Source organism: Acinetobacter sp. V102_4 (genome assembly GCF_031799005.1).
GTDB classification, from domain to species: domain Bacteria; phylum Pseudomonadota; class Gammaproteobacteria; order Pseudomonadales; family Moraxellaceae; genus Acinetobacter; species Acinetobacter calcoaceticus.
The window spans coordinates 30,941-57,376 of the sequence record NZ_JAVQNR010000036.1; the positions used below are offsets into that span (position 1 = coordinate 30,941).

Below are 26,436 nucleotides of genomic sequence, written 5' to 3' on the forward strand. Positions count from 1 at the left end.
TTAAAAGGATAAGCAAATGCGTTTTTTATCGGTAAACGCCGATTGTTTTCTGATTGAGCTCGCGAGCTTAGAAGAAACTTTGGTGTTGTACAATAAATTGCAAAATACGCAATTGAATGGAATTAAAGACTTAGTCCCCGCTGCAAAAACAATTTTGGTTTTTTTCAACGAGATCGAAACCAATTTTAAAACGCTGGTTGCTTCAATTCAGAGCCTCAAAGTTGATTCAGGGTTTGAGCGTAGCGGACAAGAAGTGATTGTACCGATTCGTTATGATGGCGAAGACCTTGCGCAGGTTGCTGAGTTACAAGGTTTGTCTGTGGCTGATGTGATTAGAAAACATCACGAAAGCGTGTGGAATGTGGCTTTTATTGGTTTTGCGCCGGGTTTTGCTTATATGAGCAGTCCCGAGCGGCCTTTTACCGATATTCCGCGTTTAACGGTTCCGCGCAAAAAAATACCGTCAGGTTCTTTGGGCTTGGCTGGAAAATACTCTGGTATTTACCCAAAAGACAGTCCGGGTGGCTGGCAGCTTATTGGGACTACCTCAGAAAAAATGTGGGATTTAGAGCGCAAAAATCCAGCACTACTTTTACCGGGCATGACCGTACATTTTGAAGATATTACGCATAGTCCAACGACTGTGACTGTACCGCAGCAAATTACGCGTAAGGTTGAGCCGAAACAATCCGTGCCACTGTTTACGATCACTGCACCAAGTTTACAGATGCTCATTCAAGACGAAGGGCGTTTAAACCAGACCAATATTGGTGTCGGAGTCGCAGGTGCAATGGACTTATCTTCCATGCATAGTGCTAACCGTATTGTGGGTAACCCAACCGATACACCTGTCATTGAAGTTTTAAATGGTGGCTTAAAAGCCAAAATGCAGCATGCTGGCGTTATTGCGGTTGCAGGTGCTATTTCAAACATTCGAGTGAAATTTGCCAATGGTCAAACCGCAGACTTTGTCAGCTGCCAACCGATTGATTTGGATGAAGGCGATGAATTTCAAATTCAGCCACCAACAGCAGGTTTAAGAAACTATTTGGCAGTTCGTGGTGGTATAGACGTTGAACCAGTACTCAATAGTACTTCGTTTGACAGCTTAGCGGTGTTAGGGCCAGAGCCTTTAAAGCTTGGAGATACCATTTACCAAGGGCAGGTTAAGGCCGCCAACATTAGTGTAAATGAAGTGGGCAAGTTCGATTTGCCAAAAGTTGGCGAAGTAGTTGAGCTAGAAATTGTGATGGGACCACGCACAGACTGGTTTGAGCAAGACAGTATTGAACTGCTGTGTCAGCAAGAATGGTTGGTGACCAATGAGAGCAACCGAGTCGGCCTAAGACTTTCAGGTGAGCAGCCTTTATCTCGCAAAATTACCCATGAACTGGAAAGTGAAGGCACATGCATTGGTGCTTTACAGATTCCACCGAGCGGTCAGCCCGTTTTGTTTATGAATGATCACCCTTTAACGGGCGGATATCCAGTCATTGGCGCTGTTGCTAAACACCATTGGGATTTGGTGGCGCAGATACCAGCAGGTTGCCATATCAAATTTAAAAAAATTGCCGAATTTACAGATTTTGAGAATGAATGATGAATACAGAAAAATTATTGATTGCTAACCGTGGTGAAATCGCCGTTCGTATTATTCATGCTTGTCGTGACATGGGAATTTCATCGGTCGCGTTATATGCAGATGACGACATTGGCAGCATGCATGTCGAACTTGCAGATGAAGCATGGGGCTTGGCTGGTGCTACCGCAAGCGAAACCTATTTAAATATTCCTGCCATTATCGAAGTTGCAAAAAAATCGAAAGCGACCATGGTTCATCCAGGTTATGGCTTTTTGTCTGAACGTGCCGAATTTGCTCAAGCCGTGATTGATGCAGGCTTAAAATGGGTAGGGCCATCACCAAGTGCCATTGAAAAACTAGGCGATAAAATCGAAGCACGTAAAATTGCTGCTTCAGTCGGTGCGCCGTTGGTTCAAGGTACACAAGACCCACTTAACAATGCAGATGAAGCTTTAGAGTTTGCCAAACAATTTGGTTTACCAATTGCCATTAAAGCTGCATTTGGTGGCGGTGGCCGTGGTTTAAAAGTCGCGTGGAAACTCGAAGAAGTAAAAGAGCTTTATGAGTCGGCAGTACGAGAGGCAAAAGCTGCCTTTGGTCGTGGTGAATGTTTTGTCGAGCAATATCTAGATAAACCGCGCCATGTAGAAGCGCAAGTGATTGCTGACCAACATGGCAACATTGTGGTGCTTGGTACACGTGATTGTTCATTGCAACGCCGTAACCAAAAGTTAGTCGAAGAAGCACCAGCACCATTTATTAGCGACGAGATTTATCAACAAATTTTAACCTCGGCAAAAGACATTTGTCAGGCTGCGAATTATGTGGGTGCAGGAACAGTTGAATATTTACTGAGTCGTGACGGCAAGCTTTCATTCTTAGAAGTAAATACCCGTTTGCAAGTTGAGCACCCAGTTACTGAAGAAACCTCAAAAGTTGATTTGGTGGTTGAGCAAATTCGTGTCGCTCAGGGTCAAGCGCTTTCCATTAAAGAAACACCAAAAGCCCAAGGCCATGCGATTGAGTTTCGTATTAATGCCGAAGACCCAGCACGTGGGTTTATTCCTGCGTTTGGTGTGTTGAGTTTATTTGAAGCGCCATTTGGTAACGGTGTGCGAGTCGACACAGGCGTTCGCACTGGCTCATTAGTTTCGAGCCATTTCGACTCGCTCATGGCAAAACTGATTGTGACTGGTCCAACTCGTGAAGTTGCAATTGCTCGCGCTAAACGTGCTTTAAAACAATTTAAAATTGAAGGTGTAGCTTCGGTTTTAGACTTTCACCGTGCGGTACTCAATGAACCTGACTTTACAGATGAGTTTCATGTACACACGCGTTGGATTGAAAATGACTTTAAACAAGAGTTAAAGCCGACCAAACGTGGTATTCCAAACCATCAACAACCAATGCTGCTTAGCTACATTGAAATTGATGGCAAGTTACACCGTTTAGGTTTACCAGCGGGCATGTTTGCACAAGGTCCAGCAACGGCAACTCAAGCGCAGACTAACGAGCCAGAAGTGAGTGCTGAGCATTTAGTTGCTCCAATTAATGGTGTGATTAGCGCTTGGAAAGTCGAAAATGGAGAGCAAGTGACAGAAGGGCAAGTGGTCGCAATTATGGAAGCCATGAAAATGGAAGTTCAGGTACTTGCACACCGCGGTGGTGTTATTCAGATTGAGGCAGAGAAGGGCGCGACCTGCCATGCAGAAACCATTATTGGTCGCATTAATTAAGATTTGAATAAATGATTTGGCCTGATTGTGTTGCTTGTTTGATCGGGTCAAATCGAATGCTTATTTATTAACTCAGTTAGCTATTTTCACAGTACTCGTTAACTATTTTCAACTTGAAAGCCAGAATAGGTTATGAGATATTTCCCGCACTTTGGTGATATCAAAATTAATCACTGTATTGAAAGCTCGCCTTATGCGAGCTTTAATTTTTAGACCAGTTCAAGCATTTCTCACTTAATGAGCTGGCTGCATAAAAAAATTGAGAATTTATCATCCATTTTAAAGGCTAATTGAAGAACGCGAATGAAAATTCTACCTTCATCTGAATATGATCAAATTCTAAAATACAGTGTCTATTGGCTCGCCATATCAATTGTGATTGGAGTCGTCGCAGGTCTGGCCTCGACTTTAATTTTTGTGGCTTTTGATATTTCAAATAAAGTCAGAAGTCTGCATCATTGGCTCATCTACTTTTTGCCTTTTGTAGGTTTTGGTATAGGTTATCTCATCAAAAAATATGGTTCACCGATTGAACGGGGAACTCATTTACTGATTGATGAAATTCACCAACCGAAGTCGTTCATTCCGAAAAGAATGAGCCCCATCATTTTTATCACCTCAATTTTAACGCAGTTGTTTGGTGGTTCGGCAGGGCGTGAAGCACCAGCCGTTCAGCTTTCAGGTGCTTTAATTGATCACTTGAGCCATATTTTAAAAGTCTCGGAAGATAACCGAAAAATTTGTTTAATCGCCAGTATTGGTGCGGGCTTTGCTGGGGTATTTGGTTTGCCTTTGGCTGGTGCAATTTATGGCTTGGAAATTACTGCTTTAGGTAATTTAAGATATTCAGCCATTTTTCCATGTTTTGTGTCTGCTCTTGTTGCATCGACCATTCCTGAACTATTCGATATCGTTCACCCACACATTTTTTATGTGATTAGTGAGTTTCCGCCTATTCATTTCGGCACGCTCATGAACTTAATTGTGGCAGGGCTAATCTTTGGTTTGATTGCACGTTTCTTTATTGCCGCAATTCATTTTGCCAGTGACGTCTTTTACAAATATATTCACTATTTGCCATTAAGAACGATGGTGGGCGGTATTGTGATTATGCTACTTACTTTGTTCACTGCGCATCAACAATACAATGGTTTGGGTACAGATAAAATCATTTCATCTTTTTATGTGCCGATTGAATTTTACGACTTTTTCAACAAGACCATTTTTACTGCCATCACTTTAGGTTCTGGTTTTAAAGGTGGTGAAATTACGCCATTATTTTATGTGGGTGCGACATTAGGTAATGCTTTAGGGGCAGTTTTAAACTTGCCAATTTCATTGCTTGCAGGCTTAGGCTTGGTGAGTCTGTTTTCAGGAGCGAGTAAGGCACCGTTGACGTCTATTATTTTAGCAGTTGAGCTATTTGGAATGAATGTTGCGACTTATGCCATTATTACTTGTTTGTTGGCAGCGCTATTTTCTGGAAATTGTGGGTTGTATCGCCGTAAAAAGCTGATGGATTGATTCAGCCTTTCTAAGGAGTTGAGTAGTTTTAGGTTGCTTAGCTCCTATTAAATCTTCTTTTTTAATAACAATAATAAAAATTGGCATATTAAATGCTTAATAAAAACTGATAAGCAAATGAAAAGAAATGAAGTTCTATCTCTTGTTGGGAACTATAATGAGAAATAGAAAATTGTTTTAATATTAAAAAAAGGAATAACTTAAACTGTGTCAATATTTATTCTAATACTTACGTTTTTTGTGGGTGTACTTGTTGGGCGATACACTATATTTTTAATTCAGAAGTCCTTATCTATTTTTATATCTGTTGTTGATAAATTTTTAAATAAATATTTTGTTCTTTTTCTTTCAGTTATTTTGTTCTTTATTTTATTCTCTCTAATTTTAACAGGAGGATTGATATTGTGGTATATCATTAGTGGTAGAGCAATAGAGCTAGGTAAGTTTGTATATTTATTGGGATGGGTGGTTGGATCAAGTTTTTTGGGATTTCATCCGAAGAATAATAGTTTTAAATAATAGATAAGTAGTTGATATAAAAATAATCTTAAAGAGGGTGCTATGTCTATATTGGGTTTCGCTATTTTTTTTATAATTTCACATATCATTGGATATTTTATAGCTAAAACTGAATGGAAGATTCGGCATTTGGCTGCCTTATCTTTTATTTCAACATTTATAATTGTTTGGTTAGGATTTTTATTACTACTTTATTTTAAAGGAAGATATGTCCAATTTTTTGTGGATGGAAGGATATCATTAAATTGGCGAGCAGTAGATTTATTTTTTGTGGCAGGTATGTCTTCAACTTTATTAACATTGCTACTAGTTATTGTAGTGTGGAGTATTCGTAATAAGGTTTTCTAAATTAACATTGTGATAAGTAAGTTATTATTTTAAAAGAAGGTGCTATGTCTATATTGGGTTTTGCTATATTTTTATATAGCATTGGCTACTTTGTAGTTAAAGCAGGGTGGAAGCTTCGCTATTTAGTGCCAATATGTTTTTTATCTTTTTTTATTATCACTCTATTTATTTTAGCAATTTTATTTCCTAAAGATTGGACCAATGCACAATTTTTTACTATAGATGGTCCTAATCACTTAGCACTTCTTTCTTTATTAATATCTTCATCTTTAAGTTCAGTTATTACGTTTATTTTAGTTTTGGTTGCATGGGCTATTCGACATGATGTCATTTAAATTGTTTAGATTAAAAAATCTTAGACAATCTAATATTTGTATTAAAGAGCTAAGTCTTCTCTCATTTGGAGTAGTAAAATGATTGAGTCCCTTCCCATGATCGTTTTGTTAGGTGCTTTTTCAGGTGCTATTTTTGGGCGCTATTATAGAGCAGTCTTTGCATTTTTATATGATAAAGTTTATATACTCCTTAAAGGCCTTCTAACTAATCCTTTTCTTTCAATTGTTTCGATGCTTTGTGCAATAGTTTCTGTTTTCCTATTCGCGCTATGGGGCAATGTCTTTTCTTGGGTTATCTCTGACGAAAATTGGGTGTATTTTTATAACTCCTATTTTATTGGAGTTCTGGTAGGTCTTTTTCTGCTTAGGTTAAGTAGTAAAAAAATAAGTTTTAAGTAGTTGAATTTAGATTATTCTACCTGTATCTGGCGATTGAAATGAAAAAAATATTAAAAATACTTAAATGGCTTATTGTCCTATTTCTAATGTTTGTTCTCTTGCTCGGTGTAATCGAGTTTATCGCAAATAAATTCTTTGATAATGCTGCCAAGAAGGATGCATGTGCTGACTCTGGAGGGGCATGGGATCATCAAAAAGATACCTGCCAATTTGCTCCTAATGACCCTAGAAGTAAAAAAGAATTGGGAATATAAATGGAAAAGCAATTTGTCGATGAGAAAATGCAGAAATACTTGCGATTAATGCGTTTACGTAGAAACTTTGTATTCTCAGTATTAGTATTTCCATCAGTTGTTATTGTTGTATTGATGCTAGCAAGAGTAGATGAAAAGTACTTATCTATCTATTTATTTTCCGATAACCATGATTCCTATCATATTATTTTTGATGTTTAAGCTGCTAGCTAACGATATATGCCCTTGGTGTAAATGTGGTTTTTTCATGAATGATTTAGGTTCTTTTGTTAATGGGCTAAGTTTTATCTTCAGAAAACAATGCTCTCATTGCGGGCAGCCAGACAAATTATCAAAAAATGAAGATGTACATGATTCTTAAAACTATAGAATATTATCGCCGTAAAAAGTTGATGGATTAGTGAGTGTTTTATAGGTAGGGTTTGATTGGGTTTTAGCCCAATCAGCTCATTTTTTGGGATTCTCTACCCATTTATTTGTGTTTGAGATTTTATGCTAAAATCCATTAAATATATTTATCACCAAATGCAATTTAATATTAATTATGTTTTTAATTTTAAGAAAAAAACTTCAAAAAATTGGTATCGTTTTCTTAGCAATCAACTTATTAGCTTGTAGTCATCAGCCAGATTTTAAAGATATTTCTCGGTTAGCAGAAAGAGGTGATGCAGGAGCTCAAGCAAAACTTGGTGAACTATATGTAGAGGGGAAAGTTGTTCCTCAAGATTATAAAAAGGCATTTGAATGGTATAGCAAAGCTGCTAATCAAGGAAATGCAGAGGCACAGAATAATTTGGGAGCAATGTATGCTTTGGGGCAAGGGATAGAGCAAAATTATAAAAAAGCATTTGAATGGTATAGTAAAGCTGCTGAACAAGGGGAAGTAAAAGCACAGAGTAATTTAGGTGCATATTATGCAAATGGTGATGGTGGAGTTAAAAACTATAAGAAAGCCTTTGAGTGGTTTAGCAAATCTGCTGCACAAGATAATGCTGAAGCTAAATACTATTTGGGCATACTTTATGAAGAAGGTTATGGGGTAATCCAAGATTATAAAAAAGCATTTGACTGGTATAGCAAAGCTGCTGCACAAAATTATGCAGATGCACAAAATAATCTTGCAGCACTTTATGCACAAGGTAAGGGCGTAGAACTAAATAATAAAAAAGCCTTTGAGTTATATAGCAAAGCGGCTGAGCAAGGAAACTCAATAGCACAAAATAACTTAGGGGCGTGTTATGCGCTTGGGCAAGGCGTAAATCAAGATTATAAGAAAGCGTTCGAATGGTATAGTAAAGCTGCTCAACAGGAAAACGATGAAGCACAATTTACTGTGGGCATGATGTACTTTAAAGGTGAAGGCGTACAACAAAACAATGAATTAGCCGAAAAGTGGCTAAGAAAAGCAGCAGAAAATGGCAATAAAGATGCCTTATCACTATTTGAAGAATAGCCATTTTTCTATGACATGGATTTGCTGTTTTGTGGCTTCAATTAGGTGAGGAGAATTCTCTAAAGTCCATGTTTCATCACACCAATCGCAAGCATCGTAGAAAGATTCGAGCCAAGTAGGGTAATAAATTATATTATCTGGAAGATTTCTTGGAGCGCCCATAAAACCTGTTTCTAAATTATTGAAAATAGTACATAGTTGAACTGGGCTTAGATTGTTTTCTTGATAATTATTTAAAATATCTAAAAAAAATCTAGCTGCTAATATTTCTGCTTCAATACAATTATATGAGAAACTAGGATCTGTTATATTTATTGTTCGAAGTAATAAAGAATTATAATCATTAAATGGTAGTAGTAATTCGGTAAAATAATCTATTTGAAAATCTTCATTTTCTTCAATATATTTATTAATATTTTTTGTTTTTTCATATGCCGAATATTCTCCATAATAAAACTCTATATATAAAGATTTTAATGTCATTAATTAACTCTAATCATTTTGTCATAAAATTATATCATACAAAAATGTATTATAAATTTCATAATGAACTAGACCATAACCTAAACCTAGTAAATGGCTTTTTAATTTCCCCAACCGCTCTACTTTAATACGATTGTCATTTCACACGCTTGACGCCAACAAGTGCGAATACTATCCTTTGCGTGCTGGCCTACATTGCCAGTTGGTTTTAGCAGACCATCAGCCAAAGTACACGAAAAAGTCTAACTTTTTTGTGGAAATCCCTGTGTGCCCCCTTTACGGTGGAACGGAAGGGGGACACCCTCGGGTGTGCTGGATTCTTTGGCTCCAGTCTGCTAACCCTCTTTCGTTTCACCACCATTATTTAGCAGTAATGCGGTGAAACTTCTTTTATAGCCAAAGGAGTCCGCTATGCGTACTAATTCTTCTCATTTATTGGCCTTTGCCAAAATCTCTCCGTCCATACCAATTAAACAGTCTATAAAACGGTTTAATCGACTCTAGGTTTTCTACGCCTTAAGAATCGTTACGACTAAAAAATCATAGCAACAATAAACCCGAGATAGCTTAGGGCACATTTTTGTGCGGCTTATCCATGCCTGTTTTTAGCACTCAATTTAAGAGTGACGGCATTTCTATCTCTTTTAGATACAACAAAAAATTATTTTAAGCGGTATACATGAAAAATTTAGAATCTTCATTTAGAGCGCTGCGCGTGCTTCACGCAGCAAAAGATTTATTTAATCAAGATGGCTTTCATAAGGTCGGTGTTGACCGAATTATTGCAGAAGCCAAAATTCCCAAAGCTACTTTCTATAACGACTTTCATTCAAAAGAACGACTGATCGAGATGTGTCTGACTTTTCAAAAAGATGCGCTCAAAGTAAAAGTATTTTCCATTCTTAATTCATACAAAGAGCAAATGGTGCTTGATAAACTCAAGCAGATTTACCTTTTACATGCCGACTTAAATGGCTTTTATCATTTACCCTTTAAAGCAATTTTTGAAATTGAAAAGCTCTACCCAAAAGCCTATCGCGTGGTGATTGAATATAGAACTTGGCTAATCAACGAAATTTATAAACTGCTTTTAACCGTCAAAAGTACGGCTTCAATGAAAGACGCCCACATGTTTTTGTTCGTGATTGATGGGGCAATGGTTCAGCTTTTAAGTAAAAACAGTATAGATGAGCGAGACAAGCTACTAAATTATTTTTTAATAATGCTCTCTTAGCTCTAAATCCACACACTTTTTAAAAGTAAAAAGCCCGTAATTGGGCTTTTTATTTATTCGAGCTCTAGTTGATCGTCATCTTTAGTGACTTTGATTTTCATCTTTTTATATTTACGTTTGTTTGGATCTAAAGCAGAGTTTGTCACTTCATCAGCAAATTTTGGATTCTGCATGAGTTTGGCATAGGCTCTATAACCTATACGAATTCTGGTAGGTGGACAATCTGTTCTTTTGGAATAATATTCAATAAGCGAATTTAATTCCTTTAACAAACTCTGATGTTCCATTGTATTGCTTATTTTCTATTAATTAGTAAGTTATTTTCAGCATACTAAAATTTAGAAAATTTCTAAAGATGTAGTTGATATACATCACTTTTAATAAATGTTAATTGATTTGCATTTATTCTATTAAGAGTGAATTAATTTGCATTTTATTTGGTGTTTCTGATTTCTTTTTAATCAAACCGTCATAACCAAGGTGTAAATTAATGTTAGAAAAAGAAAATAGATAGAAGATTGCCACGAACAATAACTATTTAAGCAATTTTCTCACACTGTGGTATTAAGCTGACTTTAACGAGTCGGCTTTTGTTTTTTGTGGCCAAATAAAAAGCCCTTAATTGGGCTTTTTATTTGATAGGTCTCGATTAAAACTTAAGTTTTTTAAGTCCACGACTTACGCCATTTTGTAAAGCTGCTTTAATGATCGGGCCAAGAAAAGGCACTCGACCTTTAAAGCTAATAGTGTAATCCAAGCGAGTACGGTTGTTCCCCAAATCAATAAACTTCATCACACCACGGTGACCTTTAATTGGGCTAATCCCGCTAGTGATTGCATATTCGATCAGTTCATTTTCTTTGTAGACTAAATTTGTCTCTACAAATGAAGGGGTAAATGGAATAGACATTTTACGAGCAGAGCCCACACCATTACGAGTGTCTTTTCCGTTACTAATGCGAGTCACTTTAGCAGGAGCGAAAAGTTTGCTTAGGTTTTCATGTTCACTCAAGACGGCAAAGACCTTGTCTACGGGCGCATCAAATTCTTGTACGATGTTGATTGTTTGAGTTTTTAACATCTTGTTCCCTCTGAAAATAATTTTGACATTGGTGATTGTCAGTTTTTGGATATTAGCATGCTTTGGGCAATGGGGGAATTCTAATCCGTCGGAGTTTTGAGTCTTCAACAATCAGAGCCTGAATTTATCAATTGACCTAAATACTAAAACATCTGCTTTAACCTCACATGGTTAATTAAAATTTAAACGCCTAATATCTATGCTTGGGATAAGAACGAGTACAACAAAAATGAATGCTGTTCAACCAACAAAGCCCGCAGGTGTTATGCGGTATTTAATAAGTAAACTGAGTGTAATAGGCCTCGTAGTCTGTGTCACAAGTGCATCTGCCGCTAAAGAAATAAAATCAGGAGATTCGGCAATGGGTTATCAAAATCAAGCTGCTTGGCAACAAATTGAACAATTTCTTCCTCTCGAATTTCATATTCCTAAAGACCAGTTACCAAAAGAAGAATGGTGGGCTTGGAATGGTAATAACATCCATTTGGATACTTATCGAAATCCAAATGCAAAAATTAAAGTGATTTTATTTCATGGTGTAGGTACGAATGGCCGACAAATGTCGATGATTTTAGGTAAACCATTGGCTGATCGGGGATATGAAACAATTGCAGTCGATATGCCGGGCTATGGTGTCACTCAAGTTAGCAAAGGCAAGGTTATTAGCTATAACGATTGGGTACAGGCTGGTAGTGATTTAATTGATATTGAATTAGCAAAAGATAGTCGTCCGGTTGTACTTTATGGTTTAAGCGCAGGTGGAATGCTGACGTATCACGTTGCGGCCAAGAATAAAAAAGTGAAAGCAATTGTAGGAATGACCTTTCTTGACACAAGTAGTCAGAAGGTTACAGACACTGTAGCAAGTAACTTATTTATGAGCCGAATAGGGACACCAATTGCGCATTTGACTGCAAAAACACCTCTGGCCTCAATGCGGATTCCAATGAGCTGGGCAAGTAAAATGAGTACCTTGGTGAATAATAAAGAGGCTTTAAAGGCCTTCATGAAAGATAAAACCTCGGCTGGTAACTCAGTTTCACTCACATTTTTAGACTCATATATACATTACAAACCTGAAGTGACGCCTGAAGAGTTTGATGTGTGCCCAGTCTTGTTAACTCAACCGGAAAAAGACCGTTGGACTCCACTTGACTTAAGTACACCATTTCTTAGCCGTATTCAGAAGGTACCTGTAAAAACCGTAATACTGGAAAATGCAGGGCATTACCCATTAGAGCAACCGGGTTTATCTCAAATGGTTGATGCTATTGATAGCTTTTACAGCACTACGGTGAAATAACGAGTAATTGTGACCCGTTTTAATTCTGCTCGTTACGGTTTTTTATTTCTTAATTTTTTAAAGAAAGGTTGAATCACAGACCAGTTGGTTGAAATCCAGCAAATAAATGAACCAGCCGTAACCATGGCTGTTCCTTGCCAAAAGCTTAAGGACAATTGAGTTTGTAAAACAAACATTGCCAAAATAGATGAAATAATAGGGGTGAAATAAGAGGCAACCACAAGCATGGTAATGTTTCCATGAATGATGCCAATGTTCCATGCTGCATAGCCAAAGCCAATTGCAGCGGATGCAATTAAAAGGGTGATTACAGTTGGAATATCCATTGAAGGAATGGTGAATTGCCCAGAGAGAAGCAGCTTGAGCCATAGTGTGAGTGCGACACAAACAAAGAAAATAGAGATCGGGTTTTGCCCATTACTCATTTTTTTGGTGAGTACACAGTAAAAAGCCCAAATAATGGCACCTACAAATGCCAAAATATAGCTCAGAGGGTTGCTATGAAAATTATCGACAATGCTACTTAGACTAAAATCACCGTTTCCAGTTTGAATAAAAATAATGCCAGAAATTGAAATAAGTAAGCCGAGAATAATAAGAAAATTAAACTTTAATTCCTTAAAAATAACAAAAGCCAAAACCGTTAAACTCGGCCACAGATAGTTAACAATGCTGACTTCAATTGCCTGTTGAGGGCTTTGAGAGTAAGCAATCGCAAATGAAAAACACAGCTCATAAGCAACGAACAGGACTGTACCCAATATTAAATATTTTTTAGAAATCTGTTTAAAGTCTGGAACTTTGAAAATGGCAAGCAACAGTAGCGCACTTAAAGAATAAATAAGCGTAACACCTAGCTCAGGTCCAATGACGGCACTGACTTGTTTCATCAGACCGACCATAGATGCCCACATGAGAATGGCGCTTAGACCAATCAATGTTGCTAGATTTTTTGACATAAAATTCAGTAAATAACGGTTAGAAAATGGTAAAAGATTAAGCTGTGCTGGCGAAAGGAATAAATTTTCAAGATAGGGAATATAGGACAAATTATATAAAATATAAACAATTAAATTTATTGATTGGTTGAATCTGCTATGTTTATTTAAGTATTCAATTGGGTAAAGAAATTTCGAATAAAACAACATTGTTACGAGGGAAATATGGAAGTTATTAAAACGATTGGTGTGGTAGGTGCAGGCGTAATTGGAGCAAGTTGGACTGCCTTATTTTTATATAAAGGATTTAAAGTTAAGGTTTACGACCCATATCCTATAGATGAAGCGATTTTTAAAAAAAGAATATATGCAAATTTAAATGATTTATTGGCTTTGGATGGAAACTCTGAACACACCCATTCTCTACAAGATGTATTACTTAATCTGGAAATTTCTAATCACTTAAAAGATGCAGTTTCAGATGCTGATTTTATTCAAGAAAATGCACCTGAACGTCTGGATTTAAAACAAAAGCTATATCAAGAAATCACATCATATTGCCCTGAACATACCATTATTGCTTCAAGTTCATCGGGCTTAAAAGTGTCTGATTTTCAAAAAGAGGCCAAACATCCTGAACGTATTTTACTAGGGCATCCTTTTAATCCGCCTCATCTTTTACCTTTGGCTGAGATTGTTGGTGGTAATTTGACGTCTCCACAAGTTTTGAAGCAGGCTTCCGAGTTCTATAAACAATTAGGTAAGAACCCAATCGTTTTAAATAAAGAAGTCAAAGGGCATGTAGCAAACCGTTTGCAGGCTGCGCTATGGAGAGAAGCCTTCTCACTGGTTGAACAAGGTGTGTGTTCTGCCGAAGATGTTGACGTCGCGATTACCAGTGGGCCGGGTTTAAGATGGGCGTTATTTGGCCCCTATATTAATATGCAGCTTGCAAACCAAAAGGGCTTTAAAGAGGCGATTCATCATTTAGGCCCACCAATGACAGAATGGTGGAATGATATGCACGCATTTCAACATTCCGATGAGACAACAGACTTATTAGAAACACAAACCAACCAGCTGTTAACCCAATATAAAGATATCGATTTATACCAAACCAGAGATAAAGGATTGGTGGATATCTTAAAGCTCAGACAGCAGCTCAAGTTAGATTAAGCCCAGTCTTTACGGCAGAGCCAATCATTTTAATATAGAGATGATTGGCTTTTTGTTAGATCAATAAGAAAAACATTCCTAATTAAAATTGCTGTGCATTCATTAATTGTTACTCAAATCTCTATTGAGATAATTACTGCGGTGTCGATGCTGTATTGCTGCTATGAAATGCACAGTTTTTAGTGCAGCTTTTTACTTTTTATTTTAAACCGCACTCAAATTGCCCAAGTTTAGTATTACTTTTAATAAAAAACGTAATACTAAGCTGGCATGTCCTTTGCATAGTCATAAACAATCAAAAGTGATCTAGGGTTCCGATACTTCATGTATGACTGGACCGAGAGTTCACGGTTCCTAGCGAACTACACGGAGGGATAAAAGCCCGGGAGGAAGTCTAAAACTATCCGACAGGAGTAGCTATGAACACTGCAAATTATCATAACAATCAGGCGATTTGGACTGAACTTTTACCCGGTGGACATCACTGGTCGGGCCGTATTCAAAAGGGAACCATTCTTAGATTTAAATCACTTGGCGCGCAAGCAAACGTTTCTTTGTTTTGTGTAAATGCTGCCGATGTGCTTGAACGTTTTAACATGCCTGACAGTTTAAAAGGGCAACACACAGCCTATTTAAAAGCATCTAATGTGCTCTATTCAGACCTTGGCCGTGTCATGGCTTCAATTGTTCATGATGAGCATGGTTGGAACGATGCACTCTGTGGTCCAAGCCGACCAGAACAAATTGAAAAGCAATTTGGAACGCGTACATTTCAAGATGCCCGCAATGATATGTACCAAAACGGCTTAGACAGTTTACTCATTGAGATGTGTAAATATGGGCTTGCAAGCCAAGACCTCAGTGCCGCCGTTAATCTATTTTCTAAGGTTGCGGCAGATGAAAGCGGTGCTTTGTCTTACGTAAATTCTGATAACACCGATCAAACCATTGAGCTGCGTTTTGAAATGGACTGTCTGCTATTTTTATCTGCCGCGCCGCATGGTTTAGACACCAGCTCAAGCTATCAACCTGCCGATATTCAACTCAGTTTATTTAAAGCCAATTCCTTAACAGACAGCGATATTTGTCGTGATGCATGTTCGCAAAATCAGCGTGCGTTTCAAAACACAGCCCGCTACTACGCACTTAGCAATATTTAAATCAGGAGAAGCATCATGACAGTTTTACAATCATTTGAAAAAGCAGTTTTAAATGAAGTTTGTCCTGCGGGCGAAGCGTGGATGTGCGAGGTTAAAAAGGGCCAATATTTTCGAATTATTGATCTTGAGGGAAACCAAGCGGTCGATACTTTGTTTATGAGTGCCGAAAACCCAACTGAGCGTTATAGTGCAATGGATACCTTGGCCATCAACCAACACATTTATTTAGAAAAGGGTACAAAGCTCTACAGTAACTTTGGCCGTCCAATTGCCGTCATTCATGATGATAACTGTGGTCGCCATGACACCATTGGCGGTGCCTGTTCATGTGAAAGTAATACGGTTCGCTATGCACATGAAACTTACCCAATGCATAGTTGTCGTAACAATTTTATGTATGCTTTGGCAAAACACCCAATTGCAAAAAAGCATGGATTAAATGTGCGCCATATTGGTCCAAATATTAACTTTTTTATGAATGTGCCTGTTACGCCAGACGGTCAGCTTAAATTTGATGATGGAATTTCAGGCCCGGGTAAATATGTCGAAGTTCGGGCAGAAATGGATTTAATTGTTTTAATTTCTAATTGCCCCCAGCTGAACAACCCATGTAATGCCTATAACCCAACCAAAATTCAATTGGTTGTCCTTGAAGCGGAAGGGGTGTAAGCATGTTTAAAAAAGTTCTGATTGCCAACCGTGGTGCAATTGCCTGTCGTGTAATTCGTACCCTTAAAAAACTCGGTATTGCTTCGGTTGCAGTTTACTCCGAAGCCGATCGTGATTCTCTACATGTCACTTTAGCCGATGAAGCTTTTCTGATTGGTCCTGCGCCTGCTCATCAAAGCTATTTAAATATTGAAAAAATCCTTGAGGTTGCAAAACAGTCGGGGGCAGAAGCCATTCACCCTGGTTATGGTTTTTTGTCTGAAAATGCCGAGTTTTGTGATTTGTGTGAAAGCCAAGGCATTGCGTTTATTGGACCAACTTCAAGCCAAATGCTCGATTTTGGTTTAAAACATACTGCACGTGAGCTGGCTATTAAAAGCAACGTGCCTTTACTTCCGGGCAGTTCACTACTTGCAGACGAAGCTGAAGCCTTAACTGAAGCGGCCCGTATTGGTTATCCAGTCATGCTTAAAAGTACTGCGGGTGGCGGTGGTATTGGCATGCGTTTGGTCTGGAATGAAACCGAATTAAAAGATACCTATCAAACTGTGTCTTATTTAGCTCAGGTCAATTTTAAAGATGCTGGATTGTATTTAGAGAAATTTGTACAACATGCACGCCATATCGAAGTTCAAATTTTTGGTGATGGGCAAGGACAAGTTTTAGCGTTGGGTGAGCGTGATTGTTCGGTACAACGCCGTAATCAGAAAGTCATTGAAGAAACACCCGCACCACATTTAAATGAGCAGCAACGCGAATACATTCAAAAAGTTGCTATTCAACTGATGCAGTCGGTGAACTACCGCTCAGCAGGCACAGTTGAATTTGTCATGGACACTGAAACCCAAGAATTTTATTTCTTAGAGGTCAACACTCGTTTACAAGTTGAGCACGGCGTGACCGAGCAAGTGTTCGGTGTCGATTTAGTCGAATGGATGGTGACATTGGCAAGTGGCGACTGGTCAGTACCGACTGAAAAGTTAGAGCTAACAGGGCACTCTATTCAAGTTCGTCTTTATGCCGAAGACCCAATTAAACAGTTCCAGCCAAGTGCAGGCCTACTTACCCATGTTAAATTTGACCCGCAAGCACGAGTCGAAACATGGGTAGAAACAGGGTCAACGGTGTCGTCTTTTTATGACCCGATGATTGCTAAAATCATTGTGACTGCTGCAACCCGAGAGCAAGCCATACAGGCAATGAGTGCTAGTCTTGCCAACACGCAAGTCGCAGGCATTGAAACCAATCTGGAATATTTGCAAAACATTATTGCTTGTGATGTGTTTGCTTTAGGTACTCAAACCACTCGTTTTTTAAATACATTTGAATGGAAAACTCAAAAAATTGAGGTGTTGCAAGCTGGTATTCAAACCGCCATTCAAGACGTAACAGGTCGATTAGGTTATTGGGATGTCGGGGTGCCGCCATCGGGTGCCATCGATCCACTCAGTTTAAGTGTGGCAAACCAACTGTTAGCCAATGAAACGAATACAGCAGGGCTTGAATGCACCTTGCAAGGACCAACTTTAAAGTTTCACTGCGACAGCCAAATTGCGATTACGGGCGGTGATATGCCTTCAAAACTTGATGGCGAACTTATGCCGATGTGGCAAACCATCAATGTGAAAAAAGGCCAAGTTTTAAAATGTGGACTTATCCGTTCAGGTTGTCGCAGCTATATTGGCATTAAAGGTGGTTTCGATGTCCCTGACTATTTAGGGTCACAGGCGACTTTTACTTTGGGGCAATTTGGTGGGCACGCAGGCCGTAATTTATTAATTGGTGATATGCTGCCAATTACTGAATATTCCACTCAATCGACCACCGCCTTAGCTCAAGCGCAAATTCCTAGCTTTACCCAAAACTGGAAAATTGCAGTGATGTATGGCCCACATGGTGCGCCAGATTTTTTCACCAAACAAGATATTGATACCTTCTTTGCCAATGAGTTTGAAATTCACTATAACTCAAGCCGCACAGGTATTCGTTTAATTGGCCCAAAACCTGAGTGGGCACGTGAAGACGGTGGTGAGGCAGGCTTACATCCTTCTAATATTCACGACAATGCTTATGCGATTGGTGCGATTGATTTTACCGGCGATATGCCAATTATTCTTGGTCCCGATGGTCCGAGCTTAGGCGGTTTTGTATGTCCTGCCGTGGTGATTCATTCCGAGCTTTGGAAAATCGGGCAGCTAAAAGCAGGCGATAAGGTTAAATTTGTACCCGTGAGTTATGCGCAAGCAAAAGCCCTTGATCAACAATATCATCAAAGCTTAACCGCGGCTGATACAACTAGCATTGATTTCAACCCAACCATTCAAGCAGAACCCGACACTTTAAAAGATGCCGTTCTGGCAACTTTAGAAGGTGAAGCTGACTTACCAAGTGTGACTTATCGACCAGCAGGAAATAGCTATTTGTTGGTGGAATATGGGGAGTTAGTACTCGACCTAAATTTACGTTTCCGTATCCACGCGCTTATGCAATGGGTTAAAGATCAAAACATTCAGGGCATTATTGACCTAACACCGGGCATTCGTTCACTACAAATTCATTTTGATTCAATTCAACTCGATCAACTGGAGCTTTTACAGAAACTTCAACAAGCAGAAGCTGAATTACCCGACATTCAAAATATGCAGGTGCCTTCACGGACTGTCTATTTGCCTTTGGCTTGGGAAGATTCGCAGACTCAACTTGCCACCGAACGCTACACACAGATTGTTCGTCCAGATGCGCCGTGGTGCCCGGATAACGTCGAGTTTATTCGCCGTATTAATGGTTTAGCTTCAAAGCAAGCGGTTAAAGATGTGGTCTACAGTGCGAATTATTTAGTGATGGGTTTAGGCGATGTGTATTTGGGCGCGCCAGTTGCGACACCACTCGACCCACGCCAACGGTTAGTCACTACAAAATATAACCCTGCGCGAACTTGGACACCTGAAAATGCCGTGGGTATTGGTGGTGCTTATATGTGTGTGTACGGTATGGAAGGGCCAGGTGGCTACCAGTTTGTTGGCCGTACCACCCAAATGTGGAGCCGCTACCGTAAAAATGCCGACTTCGAAGATGGCAAACCGTGGCTACTGCGCTTTTTTGACCAAGTTAAGTTTTATGAAGTCTCTGAGACTGAACTTCTGCAAATGCGTGAAGACTTTAAGGCAGGCCGTCTACAACTTCGCATTGAAGATGGTGTGCTCAATTTAAAAGAATACAACGAGTTTTTAAAAACACATCAAGACAGCATTCAAGCCTTTAAAGACACTCAGCAAGCCAATTTCGAGGCTGAACGACGCCGTTGGCACGAAGCGGGTTTGCAAGAATATATTTCTGAAAGCCTAGATGCTGTTGATGAAGGTGAAACCGTAGTTATTCCTGAAGGGGGCTGTGCAGTTGAGTCGCATATGCCGGGGTCAATCTGGAAAATTGAATGTGCATCGGGAGATATTGTTGAAGAAGGTGCAACTCTTGCGGTGATTGAAGCAATGAAAATTGAAATCCCGATTATTGCCCCCGAACGCATGAAAGTTGAAACCATTACCATTGAAAAAGGGCAAACCGTAAAAACAGGACAAGTACTTTTTACCTTGGCACCTGTCGCTTAAACCAAAAGAGAGCATCTATATCGATGCTCTCTTTAAACCTTATGCTTCGGTCAAATGCTTTAATACTTTATGACCATGTTCAACCGCTTCTAATTTAATTTTCGACTCTGGATTGCCTGATAAAGGTGATACGTCATAAAGCAAGTAAGTGGCACTTAGCTGCATTTGCGTATATTGAATTGAATATTGAACCGCTTTTAAAAAGCTATCCGCTAAGTTTTCTCGGTCGTTCACCATGTCGGCTTCTTTTTGACCGACCGTCATACTAATAATGACTTTTTTGTCTTTTAATTTGTCGCCCTGAGAGCCATAGGCAAACTGGTAAGTAAAAACTTCATCAAACCATAATTTCAAAATTGCTGGCATATTAAACCAGAACATTGGATATTGCAGAATGATCGTGTCGTGGCGTAACAAGGCTTCTTGTTCAGCACTGACATCAATTTGATAGTCTGGATAGAGCTGGAAAATATCTCGGACTTCTATATCTGGATAGGTTTTAACGAGCTCCTCTACAATTGCTTTATTTGCAATTGATTGAGCGTAGTAGGGATGAGCCAAAATAAGTAAAGCCATGAGAGTGCCTTTAAACTATAAAAATAATAGCCACTATAATTTTTATAGTATTGGCGTACAATAACTATCAAAGTTGATAGGTAGCGTTTAAAAATGGCAAATACTGAAAATACATGTGAAGTCACGGTAAATGGAAAAACTTATCCATGTCATATCAGTATGGCTATGGACTTAGTTGGTGGAAAATGGAAATGCGTGATTTTGTATTATTTAAAAGATAAGCCGAAACGCTTTAATGAAATCAAGCAACTCATTCCTACAATTACTGAAATGACATTAAGTCTTCAACTCAAGCAATTAGAACAGAGTGGCTTAATATCTAGAACTGTATATGGTGAAAAAGCACCGATCAAAGTTGTCTATGAAATGACAGAGTTTGGAAAGACGTTTAGGCCTGTTCTAGATTCTTTATATGTATGGGCGCATAGTTTGATTAGTCTATCTGAAGAGTCAAAATCAAAACTCAATTTATTGTGATTTAATTAATATAGAAGATTGGTTTTATTGTTCACATAAATTAGCTCCATCCCTGTGCATGGGGCTTTTTTTTGCCCAAAAATCACTCATAAATACCCATCCAATCCATCAAAACCGCGCTTAAGAACTGGCACATTTTCTGCATCTCTTGTTAGTAATACAAAAACTGAATTTGGTAATACCAAGCTAGAGGTGCGATATGAATGATGTAAAACCTGTGGTTCAACCAAAGCAAACTTTAAAAGCCTTTTTAGTCGAATTACTCAGTGTACGCGCAGGCGTATATATCAAACAAAACCATTATCCGACTAAAACAAAAGGATAAGACTGTGGCAAAACAAAAGTTAGCTCGAATCAGTATTACCGTACCTGAAACGACCCTCAACGCACTCGACCAAAAAATTGTCGAGCAGAACTATGAAAGTCGCTCGCAAGCGATTGTTGACATGATTAATAAACACCTAATTGCAGAGCAGGCGCAGGCCAATGAGGTCATGGTGGGCACCTTGACGTTGCTTTATGACGCTAGCCAAATGACCTTGCGCAATCAATTGGTTGATTTACAACAACAGTTTTTAGCACAGGTGATTAGTTCACTTCATATTCAGCTTGACCAACAAAAGATCTTGCAAGTGATGTTAATGCAGGGCGCGAGTTCTGAACTCAGAAAGATTAGCCAGCAATTTATTGTGCTTAAAGGGGTGATTAAAGGGCATTTAGAACTGATGGATGCCGTCATGCCACCTATACAGCAAAATGACTAAATGAGGAGTAGCGTGTTGAAAAATTTATGGACAATCCAAGACTGGAAAACAGCAGATCAAACTGGACAAATCCATATTGAAAGTCTGATTGCTTATGTTGCAGAAATTAAAAATGATGATCATGCATGGATTGAAATTGCCTCCGTTGAGCAGATTCAATCACAAATTGATGCTTTAAAGGATCAGAACATTGCTGATTTACCTCTGTACGGTGTGCCATTTGCAGTTAAAGACAATATTGATGTCGCTGGTTTTCACACGACTGCTGCCTGTAAAGAGGTTCAATATTTAGCTAAGCAAGATGCCATTGTAGTTGCCAAGTTGAAAAAAGCAGGAGCGATTGTGGTGGGCAAAACCAACTTAGATCAGTTTGCGACTGGACTGGTTGGTGTTCGTTCTCCCTATGGCGCAGTAAAAAATAGTTTTAACCCTGAATATATTAGCGGCGGTTCAAGTTCTGGTTCTTCTGTAGTAGTGGCTAACGGTATAGTGCCTTTTAGTTTAGGAACAGACACGGCAGGATCAGGGCGTGTTCCTGCGGGCCATAACAATATTGTAGGCCTAAAACCGACAAAGGGCTGGTTTTCTACTACAGGTTTAATTCCTGCATGTCGGACTATTGATGTCATTTCTATTTTTGCGCTGCATATTGATGATGCGTGGACCGTTGCCAACTTAATGCAAGGCTATGATGAAACAGATGAATATTCACGAGCACATCCAGCCAAGGTACCAACTCAGTTTTCTAAACGAAAAATTGCCATTCCTGCCCAGCTTGAGTTTTATGGCGATCTTGAATCTGAAAAGGCCTTTTTAATTGCAATTGAGCGCGTAAAAAAGCTGGGCTATGAAGTTGAGAGTATAGATTTCAGCGTGTTTAATGAGCTTGCTGCTGCACTTTATAATGATGCATGGGTAGCGGAAAGAACAATCGCCGTTGAACGCATGACAACGCGTGAAAAGGCTCATCCAGTCATTGCTCAGATTATTTCTCAGGCAGATAAATTCAAAGCAACAGATGCACTTCAAGCGGAATATAACCGCGCCGTTCTGGCTCGAAAAATTAATTTGGCGTTACAGCCTTTTGATACATTGATGGTCCCAACAGCACCAACCATTTATACCATTGCCGAAGTTGAAGCCGACCCGTTGACTAAAAACGCGCACATGGGGGCCTATACCAACTTTGTAAATTTTGCAGATCTTTCTGCATTGGCCTTACCAAATGTACTGTGTGAGAATGGTTTACCAAGTGGGGTAACCTTTATTGCACCAGCATGGCACGATCAGGCATTGGCAAATTTTGCACAACTCTGGCAAACCGAAACACCGCTGAGTTTGGGTAAATCAACTCAACATTATCAAAAAAGTATAGAGATCAAGTCGAATCATTCAGTGCAGCTTGCTGTCGTCGGAGCGCACTTAACAGGCATGCCACTTAATTTTCAGCTCACTAGTCGCAATGCCACTTTGCTCAAGAAAACCCAGACAGCAGACACTTATAAACTCTTTGCTTTAAAAAATACCACACCACCAAAACCCGGCCTGCAATGCGATGCAGCAGGTACTTCTATTGAAGTTGAAGTTTGGGATGTTCCATTCGCAAATTTTGGGGCCATTGTGGCTGAAGTACCTGCACCGCTTGGCATTGGCAACCTCAAACTAAAAGATGGAACATGGGTCAAAGGCTTTATCTGTGAAGCTTATGCAATTCATGATGCAATCGATATTAGCCATTTTGGAGGCTGGCGAGCCTATATACAGTCACTCAATCAAACCGCTCAAAGTGTTGTTAGTAAAAATGTTGGGGAAGTTTCTATATGATTAAAAAAGCGTTTTTATCCGTATCTATTTTATCGGTAGTTGTATTGGGTGGGTGTGACAATACGGCTAAAGTGCCCGAGGCCAAACAAGACGCTCAGGCAGCCACAAATACAAAACCAATTACCATTGGATATAGTGATTGGCCGGGCTGGGTGGCCTGGCAAGTAGCCATTGAAAAAGGTTGGTTAAAAGAAGCAGGGTTAAATGTTGAGTTTAAGTGGTTTGATTATTCGGCTTCGCTTTCGGCCTTTTCAGCAAATCAGCTTGATGCCGTGTTGGTCACCAATGGCGATAACTTGGTAACTGCTTCGGGCGGTACTCAAGGCATGATGATCATGGCAACAGATTATTCTGCGGGTAATGATGTCATTATTGCTAAGGAGGGTATTAATACCATTAAAGATTTAAAAGGAAAATCGATTGGTGTCGAAAAAGGCTTGGTTGATCATCTTTTACTGGCAACTGCTTTGACCGACCATAACATTAAAGCGAGTGAGGTGAAGTTGGTAAACTCAGCAACCAACCAGCTACCTCAAGTGTTCAATAGCCGAGATATTTCAGCGATTGCTGTTTGGCAACCTGTTGCAGGTCAAGCATTAAAAGCCGTGGCAGGCTCTAAAATTATCTATACCTCTAAAGACAAGCCGGGTTTAATTTATGACACTTTGACCGTCAACATGAGCCACTTAACTGCGCATCAAGAAGAATGGAAAAAAATCATTCAGGTGTGGGACAAAACGGTTAAATATATTAATGACCCTGCAACCCATGCCGATGCGGTTAAAATCATGGCAAACCGTTCAGGGGTTGATCCAAAACAATATGAGTCGATGGTCAGCGGTACACATTTATTAGATATCAATGCCAATAAAAAAGTATTTGCTAAATCAGATGGTTTTGACTCAATTTATGGCTCTACTTATCACGTAAATAAATTTAACGTTGAAAACGGTATTTATAAAACTGAGCAAAATGTAGATGGGCTGATTTACCCAACACTGGTAGAACAACTTAAATAAGCCCAATAAATTAAAAAGCCCAAGTTCAGCTTGGGCTTTTTAATGTCTTTATTATTTTTCTGTACTAACTTGAGTCATACGCGGTATTTTTGGTAAATCTTGTAAAGCTGGGTCAAGCTCGTCCTCTTCGGCGTGTACCAGATAATCAACTCGTGAACGGAGCTGTTTAAACTCAGGGGTAGTCATTAATTCCAGTGAACGTGGGCGCGGTAAATTAACTTCAATAATTTCCTTAATTTCACCTGGGTTGGCTTTGAGTGCCACAATTCGGTCTGCCAGTAAAATGGCTTCATCCATGTCATGAGTCACAAAAATAATGGTGATATCAATGTTTTGCCATAAATCCATTAAGTGTTTTTGCATTTTTTGACGAGTGTGAGGGTCGAGCGCACCAAAAGGTTCATCCATCAGTAAAATTTTAGGTTGATTGACCAAGGCTCTCGCAATTGCAACGCGCTGTTTCATGCCACCAGAAAGTTGATGTGGATACTGATTTTCATATTTTTCTAAACCAATAATATTGATCCATTCACGGGCTTGAGCTTCTGCTGTCATTTGACTGGCGCCGCGCATTTGCGGGCCAAACATCACGTTTTCTTTTACTGTTTTCCAAGGGAAAAGGGTATAGCCCTGAAACACCATGCCACGTTCAGGGCATGGGCCAGTAATGCATTCACCGTCTACTAAAACTTCTCCACTATGGTATGGGTCTAAACCTGCAATGACACGGCTCAGGGTCGATTTACCACAGCCAGAAGGACCAATCACACAGATAAATTCTCTTTTGTGAATTTTTAAATCGAGTTTATTTAAAACCGTACGTTCGGTTTGACCATGCTTAAAGACTTGGCTGAGCTGTTTAGCTTCTAAAATAACAGGGCGTTCATAAATTTTTTGAAAGTATTCATGTGCGTTAAATGTTGAATCGTTCATTATTTTGCTCCTACTTTCCAAGTGAACATTCGCTCACCTAACTTCATTAATACCCAATCACAGACCAGACCAATCACCCCAATAATCAAAATAGCCGCATAGACGTTGTCAAAGTTTTGATAGCGAGCCTGTTGGGTAATGAACCACGTAATACCCGAGGTTGTACCAATCAACTCAGAAACAATTAAATAGGTCCAAGCCCAGCCCAATAGCACACGTAGGTCACGGTAAATATCAGGTAAGGCAGCAGGAATCACCACATGAAATAAACTTTTGAGCTTATTGGTACCAAGCGTATAGCCAGCTTCAATTAAGCTTCGATCTACCATTCGGGTGGTATTGGCAATAATGAGAATTTGTTGAAAAAGCGTACCAAGCACAATAATGGCAATTTTAGGCGCATCATTAATCCCTAAAATTGCTACTGCAAGCGCGCCAAATGCGGGAGCGGGTAAGTAACGGAAAAACTCAACAAACGGTTCTGTTAACAGTGATATACGCTTAGAAAAACCACACAAAATACCCAGTGGAATCCCAATCAAGGAAGAGATAAAAAAGGCTGAAAAAACCAGTTTAATACTGTGCCATAAACTTTGATGAAACCACGGCGAATCAGGTTGTTCGGGGGGCGTAGTAAATGCAGTGACCAAAGCTTGAGCTACTTCATGAGGAGCAGGTAAATAAATCGGATTGACCAAAATACCTTGTGGTGGTGCAGAATTTCGATTGACTGCATTTTGTGCTTCGAGATAGAACACATTTTTATCAACGCGACTTCCTACTTGTAAGTAAGAAACACTTCCCGAACTCGTGATTTGTACTTGAGGATGCCAAACAAAAGGTAAGTAACTGATTGCGCACCAAAGACATATTGGAATAACGAAAGAACAAATACTGAGAATCAGCTTGTTCTTTCGCGTAAATTCCTTTGCAACATAACCCATATTGAGAGCTCCCCATTTTGATCAGTATTACGATTTTCATAAAACGTAATATTATTAAGCAAAATAAGTGCCATCTTTAAGGTGAGTGATATGACTT

26 protein-coding genes, 1 pseudogene and 1 riboswitch are annotated in these 26,436 nt (G+C 39.2%); of the genes and pseudogenes, 20 read left to right on the plus strand and 7 right to left on the minus strand.

Going from position 1 to position 26,436, the window contains the following annotated elements; genetic code table 11:
* The first annotated feature begins 16 nt into the window (after positions 1–16).
* The 9 genes and pseudogenes from RMB13_RS08020 to RMB13_RS08060 all read left to right on the plus strand — a co-directional run bounded on the left by RMB13_RS08020 (position 17) and on the right by RMB13_RS08060 (position 8,150).
* Positions 17–1,600 (plus strand): urea amidolyase family protein, encoded by a 1,584-nt coding sequence (locus RMB13_RS08020; RefSeq protein WP_311084905.1) that lies wholly within the window; start codon positions 17–19, stop codon positions 1,598–1,600.
* Entirely contained in the window at positions 1,600–3,318 is a 1,719-nt protein-coding gene (locus RMB13_RS08025) for a biotin carboxylase N-terminal domain-containing protein (protein ID WP_311084996.1), read from the plus strand. Before RMB13_RS08020 ends, RMB13_RS08025 begins: the two co-directional genes overlap by 1 nt.
* 303 nt (positions 3,319–3,621) lie before the next feature.
* A complete protein-coding gene (locus RMB13_RS08030) occupies positions 3,622–4,842 on the plus strand; it encodes a chloride channel protein (RefSeq protein WP_311084906.1) in 1,221 nt (406 codons plus the stop codon).
* A 561-nt stretch (positions 4,843–5,403) separates the two neighbouring features.
* Positions 5,404–5,709 carry a hypothetical protein gene (locus RMB13_RS08035; protein WP_311084907.1) on the plus strand — a complete coding sequence of 102 codons (306 nt, stop codon included), beginning with the start codon at positions 5,404–5,406 and terminating at the stop codon, positions 5,707–5,709.
* Between the two features lie 44 nt (positions 5,710–5,753).
* Positions 5,754–6,044: a hypothetical protein gene (locus tag RMB13_RS08040; protein ID WP_311084908.1), complete on the plus strand. Its 291-nt coding sequence runs from the start codon at positions 5,754–5,756 to the stop codon at positions 6,042–6,044.
* A gap of 78 nt (positions 6,045–6,122) precedes the next feature.
* Complete coding sequence (locus tag RMB13_RS08045) at positions 6,123–6,443, plus strand: hypothetical protein (RefSeq protein ID WP_311084909.1); 321 nt, start codon at positions 6,123–6,125, stop codon at positions 6,441–6,443.
* A gap of 38 nt (positions 6,444–6,481) precedes the next feature.
* Entirely contained in the window at positions 6,482–6,697 is a 216-nt protein-coding gene (locus RMB13_RS08050; protein WP_311084910.1) for a hypothetical protein, read from the plus strand.
* Positions 6,698–7,058 (plus strand): annotated as a pseudogene (locus tag RMB13_RS08055) (hypothetical protein). It begins immediately after the preceding gene.
* Between the two features lie 183 nt (positions 7,059–7,241).
* Complete coding sequence (locus tag RMB13_RS08060; protein ID WP_311084911.1) at positions 7,242–8,150, plus strand: tetratricopeptide repeat protein; 909 nt, start codon at positions 7,242–7,244, stop codon at positions 8,148–8,150.
* Here RMB13_RS08060 and RMB13_RS08065 read toward each other — a convergent pair.
* Positions 8,136–8,633 carry a hypothetical protein gene (locus RMB13_RS08065; protein WP_231763697.1) on the minus strand — a complete coding sequence of 166 codons (498 nt, stop codon included), beginning with the start codon at positions 8,631–8,633 and terminating at the stop codon, positions 8,136–8,138. The genes RMB13_RS08060 and RMB13_RS08065 overlap by 15 nt on opposite strands.
* A gap of 679 nt (positions 8,634–9,312) precedes the next feature.
* Between RMB13_RS08065 and RMB13_RS08070 the strand changes: the two genes are divergently transcribed.
* A complete protein-coding gene (locus RMB13_RS08070) occupies positions 9,313–9,867 on the plus strand; it encodes a TetR/AcrR family transcriptional regulator (protein WP_311084912.1) in 555 nt (184 codons plus the stop codon).
* A 53-nt stretch (positions 9,868–9,920) separates the two neighbouring features.
* Here RMB13_RS08070 and RMB13_RS08075 read toward each other — a convergent pair whose 3' ends face one another.
* Together RMB13_RS08075 and RMB13_RS08080 are read right to left on the minus strand one after the other, a co-directional pair.
* The gene (locus RMB13_RS08075) at positions 9,921–10,154 is read right to left on the minus strand and encodes a hypothetical protein (RefSeq protein ID WP_003651015.1); all 234 of its coding nucleotides are present in this window, start codon (positions 10,152–10,154) and stop codon (positions 9,921–9,923) included.
* A gap of 362 nt (positions 10,155–10,516) precedes the next feature.
* A complete protein-coding gene (locus RMB13_RS08080) occupies positions 10,517–10,948 on the minus strand; it encodes an SRPBCC family protein (protein ID WP_311084913.1) in 432 nt (143 codons plus the stop codon).
* A gap of 229 nt (positions 10,949–11,177) precedes the next feature.
* Between RMB13_RS08080 and RMB13_RS08085 the strand changes: the two genes are divergently transcribed.
* Positions 11,178–12,251: an alpha/beta hydrolase gene (locus tag RMB13_RS08085; protein ID WP_311084914.1), complete on the plus strand. Its 1,074-nt coding sequence runs from the start codon at positions 11,178–11,180 to the stop codon at positions 12,249–12,251.
* Positions 12,252–12,283: 32 nt separating this feature from the next.
* Here RMB13_RS08085 and yddG read toward each other — a convergent pair whose 3' ends face one another.
* Positions 12,284–13,210, minus strand: coding sequence for an aromatic amino acid DMT transporter YddG (gene yddG / locus RMB13_RS08090; RefSeq protein ID WP_311084915.1), 927 nt, complete (start codon positions 13,208–13,210; stop codon positions 12,284–12,286).
* Positions 13,211–13,414: 204 nt separating this feature from the next.
* Here yddG and RMB13_RS08095 point away from each other — a divergent pair, with 204 nt between their 5' ends.
* The 4 genes from RMB13_RS08095 to uca all read left to right on the plus strand — a co-directional run bounded on the left by RMB13_RS08095 (position 13,415) and on the right by uca (position 19,802).
* Positions 13,415–14,365 carry a 3-hydroxyacyl-CoA dehydrogenase NAD-binding domain-containing protein gene (locus RMB13_RS08095; protein ID WP_311084916.1) on the plus strand — a complete coding sequence of 317 codons (951 nt, stop codon included), beginning with the start codon at positions 13,415–13,417 and terminating at the stop codon, positions 14,363–14,365.
* A 295-nt stretch (positions 14,366–14,660) separates the two neighbouring features.
* Positions 14,661–14,756: riboswitch (guanidine-I (ykkC/yxkD leader) on the plus strand.
* A 28-nt stretch (positions 14,757–14,784) separates the two neighbouring features.
* A complete protein-coding gene (locus RMB13_RS08100) occupies positions 14,785–15,525 on the plus strand; it encodes an urea amidolyase associated protein UAAP1 (protein WP_311084917.1) in 741 nt (246 codons plus the stop codon).
* 15 nt (positions 15,526–15,540) lie between these two features.
* The gene (locus RMB13_RS08105; RefSeq protein WP_311084918.1) at positions 15,541–16,194 is read left to right on the plus strand and encodes an urea amidolyase associated protein UAAP2; all 654 of its coding nucleotides are present in this window, start codon (positions 15,541–15,543) and stop codon (positions 16,192–16,194) included.
* 2 nt (positions 16,195–16,196) lie between these two features.
* Positions 16,197–19,802, plus strand: coding sequence for an urea carboxylase (uca, locus tag RMB13_RS08110; RefSeq protein ID WP_311084919.1), 3,606 nt, complete (start codon positions 16,197–16,199; stop codon positions 19,800–19,802).
* Between the two features lie 39 nt (positions 19,803–19,841).
* Here uca and RMB13_RS08115 read toward each other — a convergent pair whose 3' ends face one another.
* Positions 19,842–20,378, minus strand: a complete 537-nt coding sequence (locus RMB13_RS08115; RefSeq protein ID WP_311084920.1) for an NAD(P)H-dependent oxidoreductase — start codon at positions 20,376–20,378, stop codon at positions 19,842–19,844.
* A 93-nt stretch (positions 20,379–20,471) separates the two neighbouring features.
* On the opposite strand from RMB13_RS08115, the gene RMB13_RS08120 reads away from it, so the two are divergent.
* The 5 genes from RMB13_RS08120 (at position 20,472) to RMB13_RS08140 (ending at position 24,462) form a co-directional block, all read left to right on the plus strand.
* Positions 20,472–20,855, plus strand: coding sequence for a helix-turn-helix domain-containing protein (locus RMB13_RS08120; RefSeq protein ID WP_311084921.1), 384 nt, complete (start codon positions 20,472–20,474; stop codon positions 20,853–20,855).
* Between the two features lie 199 nt (positions 20,856–21,054).
* Positions 21,055–21,180 (plus strand): hypothetical protein, encoded by a 126-nt coding sequence (locus RMB13_RS08125; protein ID WP_311075026.1) that lies wholly within the window; start codon positions 21,055–21,057, stop codon positions 21,178–21,180.
* Positions 21,181–21,184: 4 nt separating this feature from the next.
* Positions 21,185–21,619: a transcriptional regulator gene (locus tag RMB13_RS08130; RefSeq protein ID WP_311084922.1), complete on the plus strand. Its 435-nt coding sequence runs from the start codon at positions 21,185–21,187 to the stop codon at positions 21,617–21,619.
* A 12-nt stretch (positions 21,620–21,631) separates the two neighbouring features.
* Entirely contained in the window at positions 21,632–23,443 is a 1,812-nt protein-coding gene (atzF, locus tag RMB13_RS08135; protein ID WP_311084923.1) for an allophanate hydrolase, read from the plus strand.
* Positions 23,440–24,462, plus strand: coding sequence for an ABC transporter substrate-binding protein (locus tag RMB13_RS08140; RefSeq protein ID WP_311084924.1), 1,023 nt, complete (start codon positions 23,440–23,442; stop codon positions 24,460–24,462). Before atzF ends, RMB13_RS08140 begins: the two co-directional genes overlap by 4 nt.
* 51 nt (positions 24,463–24,513) lie before the next feature.
* On the opposite strand, the gene RMB13_RS08145 is transcribed toward RMB13_RS08140, so the two are convergent.
* Both RMB13_RS08145 and RMB13_RS08150 read right to left on the minus strand, forming a co-directional pair.
* Positions 24,514–25,395, minus strand: a complete 882-nt coding sequence (locus RMB13_RS08145; protein ID WP_311084925.1) for an ABC transporter ATP-binding protein — start codon at positions 25,393–25,395, stop codon at positions 24,514–24,516.
* Positions 25,395–26,339 carry an ABC transporter permease gene (locus RMB13_RS08150; RefSeq protein ID WP_311084926.1) on the minus strand — a complete coding sequence of 315 codons (945 nt, stop codon included), beginning with the start codon at positions 26,337–26,339 and terminating at the stop codon, positions 25,395–25,397. The genes RMB13_RS08145 and RMB13_RS08150 overlap by 1 nt, the downstream gene beginning before the upstream one ends.
* Positions 26,340–26,436 lie beyond the last annotated feature (97 nt).

Bases quoted from the DNA above. Each gene is read 5' to 3' on its own strand.
- RMB13_RS08020 (WP_311084905.1), top strand. From the start codon at position 17: ATGCGTTTTTTATCGGTAAACGCCGATTGTTTTCTGATTGAGCTCGCG.
- RMB13_RS08025 (WP_311084996.1), top strand. From the start codon at position 1,600: ATGAATACAGAAAAATTATTGATTGCTAACCGTGGTGAAATCGCCGTT.
- RMB13_RS08030 (WP_311084906.1), top strand. From the start codon at position 3,622: ATGAAAATTCTACCTTCATCTGAATATGATCAAATTCTAAAATACAGT.
- RMB13_RS08035 (WP_311084907.1), top strand. From the start codon at position 5,404: ATGTCTATATTGGGTTTCGCTATTTTTTTTATAATTTCACATATCATT.
- RMB13_RS08040 (WP_311084908.1), top strand. From the start codon at position 5,754: ATGTCTATATTGGGTTTTGCTATATTTTTATATAGCATTGGCTACTTT.
- RMB13_RS08045 (WP_311084909.1), top strand. From the start codon at position 6,123: ATGATTGAGTCCCTTCCCATGATCGTTTTGTTAGGTGCTTTTTCAGGT.
- RMB13_RS08050 (WP_311084910.1), top strand. From the start codon at position 6,482: ATGAAAAAAATATTAAAAATACTTAAATGGCTTATTGTCCTATTTCTA.
- RMB13_RS08060 (WP_311084911.1), top strand. From the start codon at position 7,242: ATGTTTTTAATTTTAAGAAAAAAACTTCAAAAAATTGGTATCGTTTTC.
- RMB13_RS08065 (WP_231763697.1), bottom strand. From the start codon at position 8,633: ATGACATTAAAATCTTTATATATAGAGTTTTATTATGGAGAATATTCG.
- RMB13_RS08070 (WP_311084912.1), top strand. From the start codon at position 9,313: ATGAAAAATTTAGAATCTTCATTTAGAGCGCTGCGCGTGCTTCACGCA.
- RMB13_RS08075 (WP_003651015.1), bottom strand. From the start codon at position 10,154: ATGGAACATCAGAGTTTGTTAAAGGAATTAAATTCGCTTATTGAATAT.
- RMB13_RS08080 (WP_311084913.1), bottom strand. From the start codon at position 10,948: ATGTTAAAAACTCAAACAATCAACATCGTACAAGAATTTGATGCGCCC.
- RMB13_RS08085 (WP_311084914.1), top strand. From the start codon at position 11,178: ATGAATGCTGTTCAACCAACAAAGCCCGCAGGTGTTATGCGGTATTTA.
- yddG (WP_311084915.1), bottom strand. From the start codon at position 13,210: ATGTCAAAAAATCTAGCAACATTGATTGGTCTAAGCGCCATTCTCATG.
- RMB13_RS08095 (WP_311084916.1), top strand. From the start codon at position 13,415: ATGGAAGTTATTAAAACGATTGGTGTGGTAGGTGCAGGCGTAATTGGA.
- RMB13_RS08100 (WP_311084917.1), top strand. From the start codon at position 14,785: ATGAACACTGCAAATTATCATAACAATCAGGCGATTTGGACTGAACTT.
- RMB13_RS08105 (WP_311084918.1), top strand. From the start codon at position 15,541: ATGACAGTTTTACAATCATTTGAAAAAGCAGTTTTAAATGAAGTTTGT.
- uca (WP_311084919.1), top strand. From the start codon at position 16,197: ATGTTTAAAAAAGTTCTGATTGCCAACCGTGGTGCAATTGCCTGTCGT.
- RMB13_RS08115 (WP_311084920.1), bottom strand. From the start codon at position 20,378: ATGGCTTTACTTATTTTGGCTCATCCCTACTACGCTCAATCAATTGCA.
- RMB13_RS08120 (WP_311084921.1), top strand. From the start codon at position 20,472: ATGGCAAATACTGAAAATACATGTGAAGTCACGGTAAATGGAAAAACT.
- RMB13_RS08125 (WP_311075026.1), top strand. From the start codon at position 21,055: ATGAATGATGTAAAACCTGTGGTTCAACCAAAGCAAACTTTAAAAGCC.
- RMB13_RS08140 (WP_311084924.1), top strand. From the start codon at position 23,440: ATGATTAAAAAAGCGTTTTTATCCGTATCTATTTTATCGGTAGTTGTA.
- RMB13_RS08145 (WP_311084925.1), bottom strand. From the start codon at position 25,395: ATGAACGATTCAACATTTAACGCACATGAATACTTTCAAAAAATTTAT.
- RMB13_RS08150 (WP_311084926.1), bottom strand. From the start codon at position 26,339: ATGGGTTATGTTGCAAAGGAATTTACGCGAAAGAACAAGCTGATTCTC.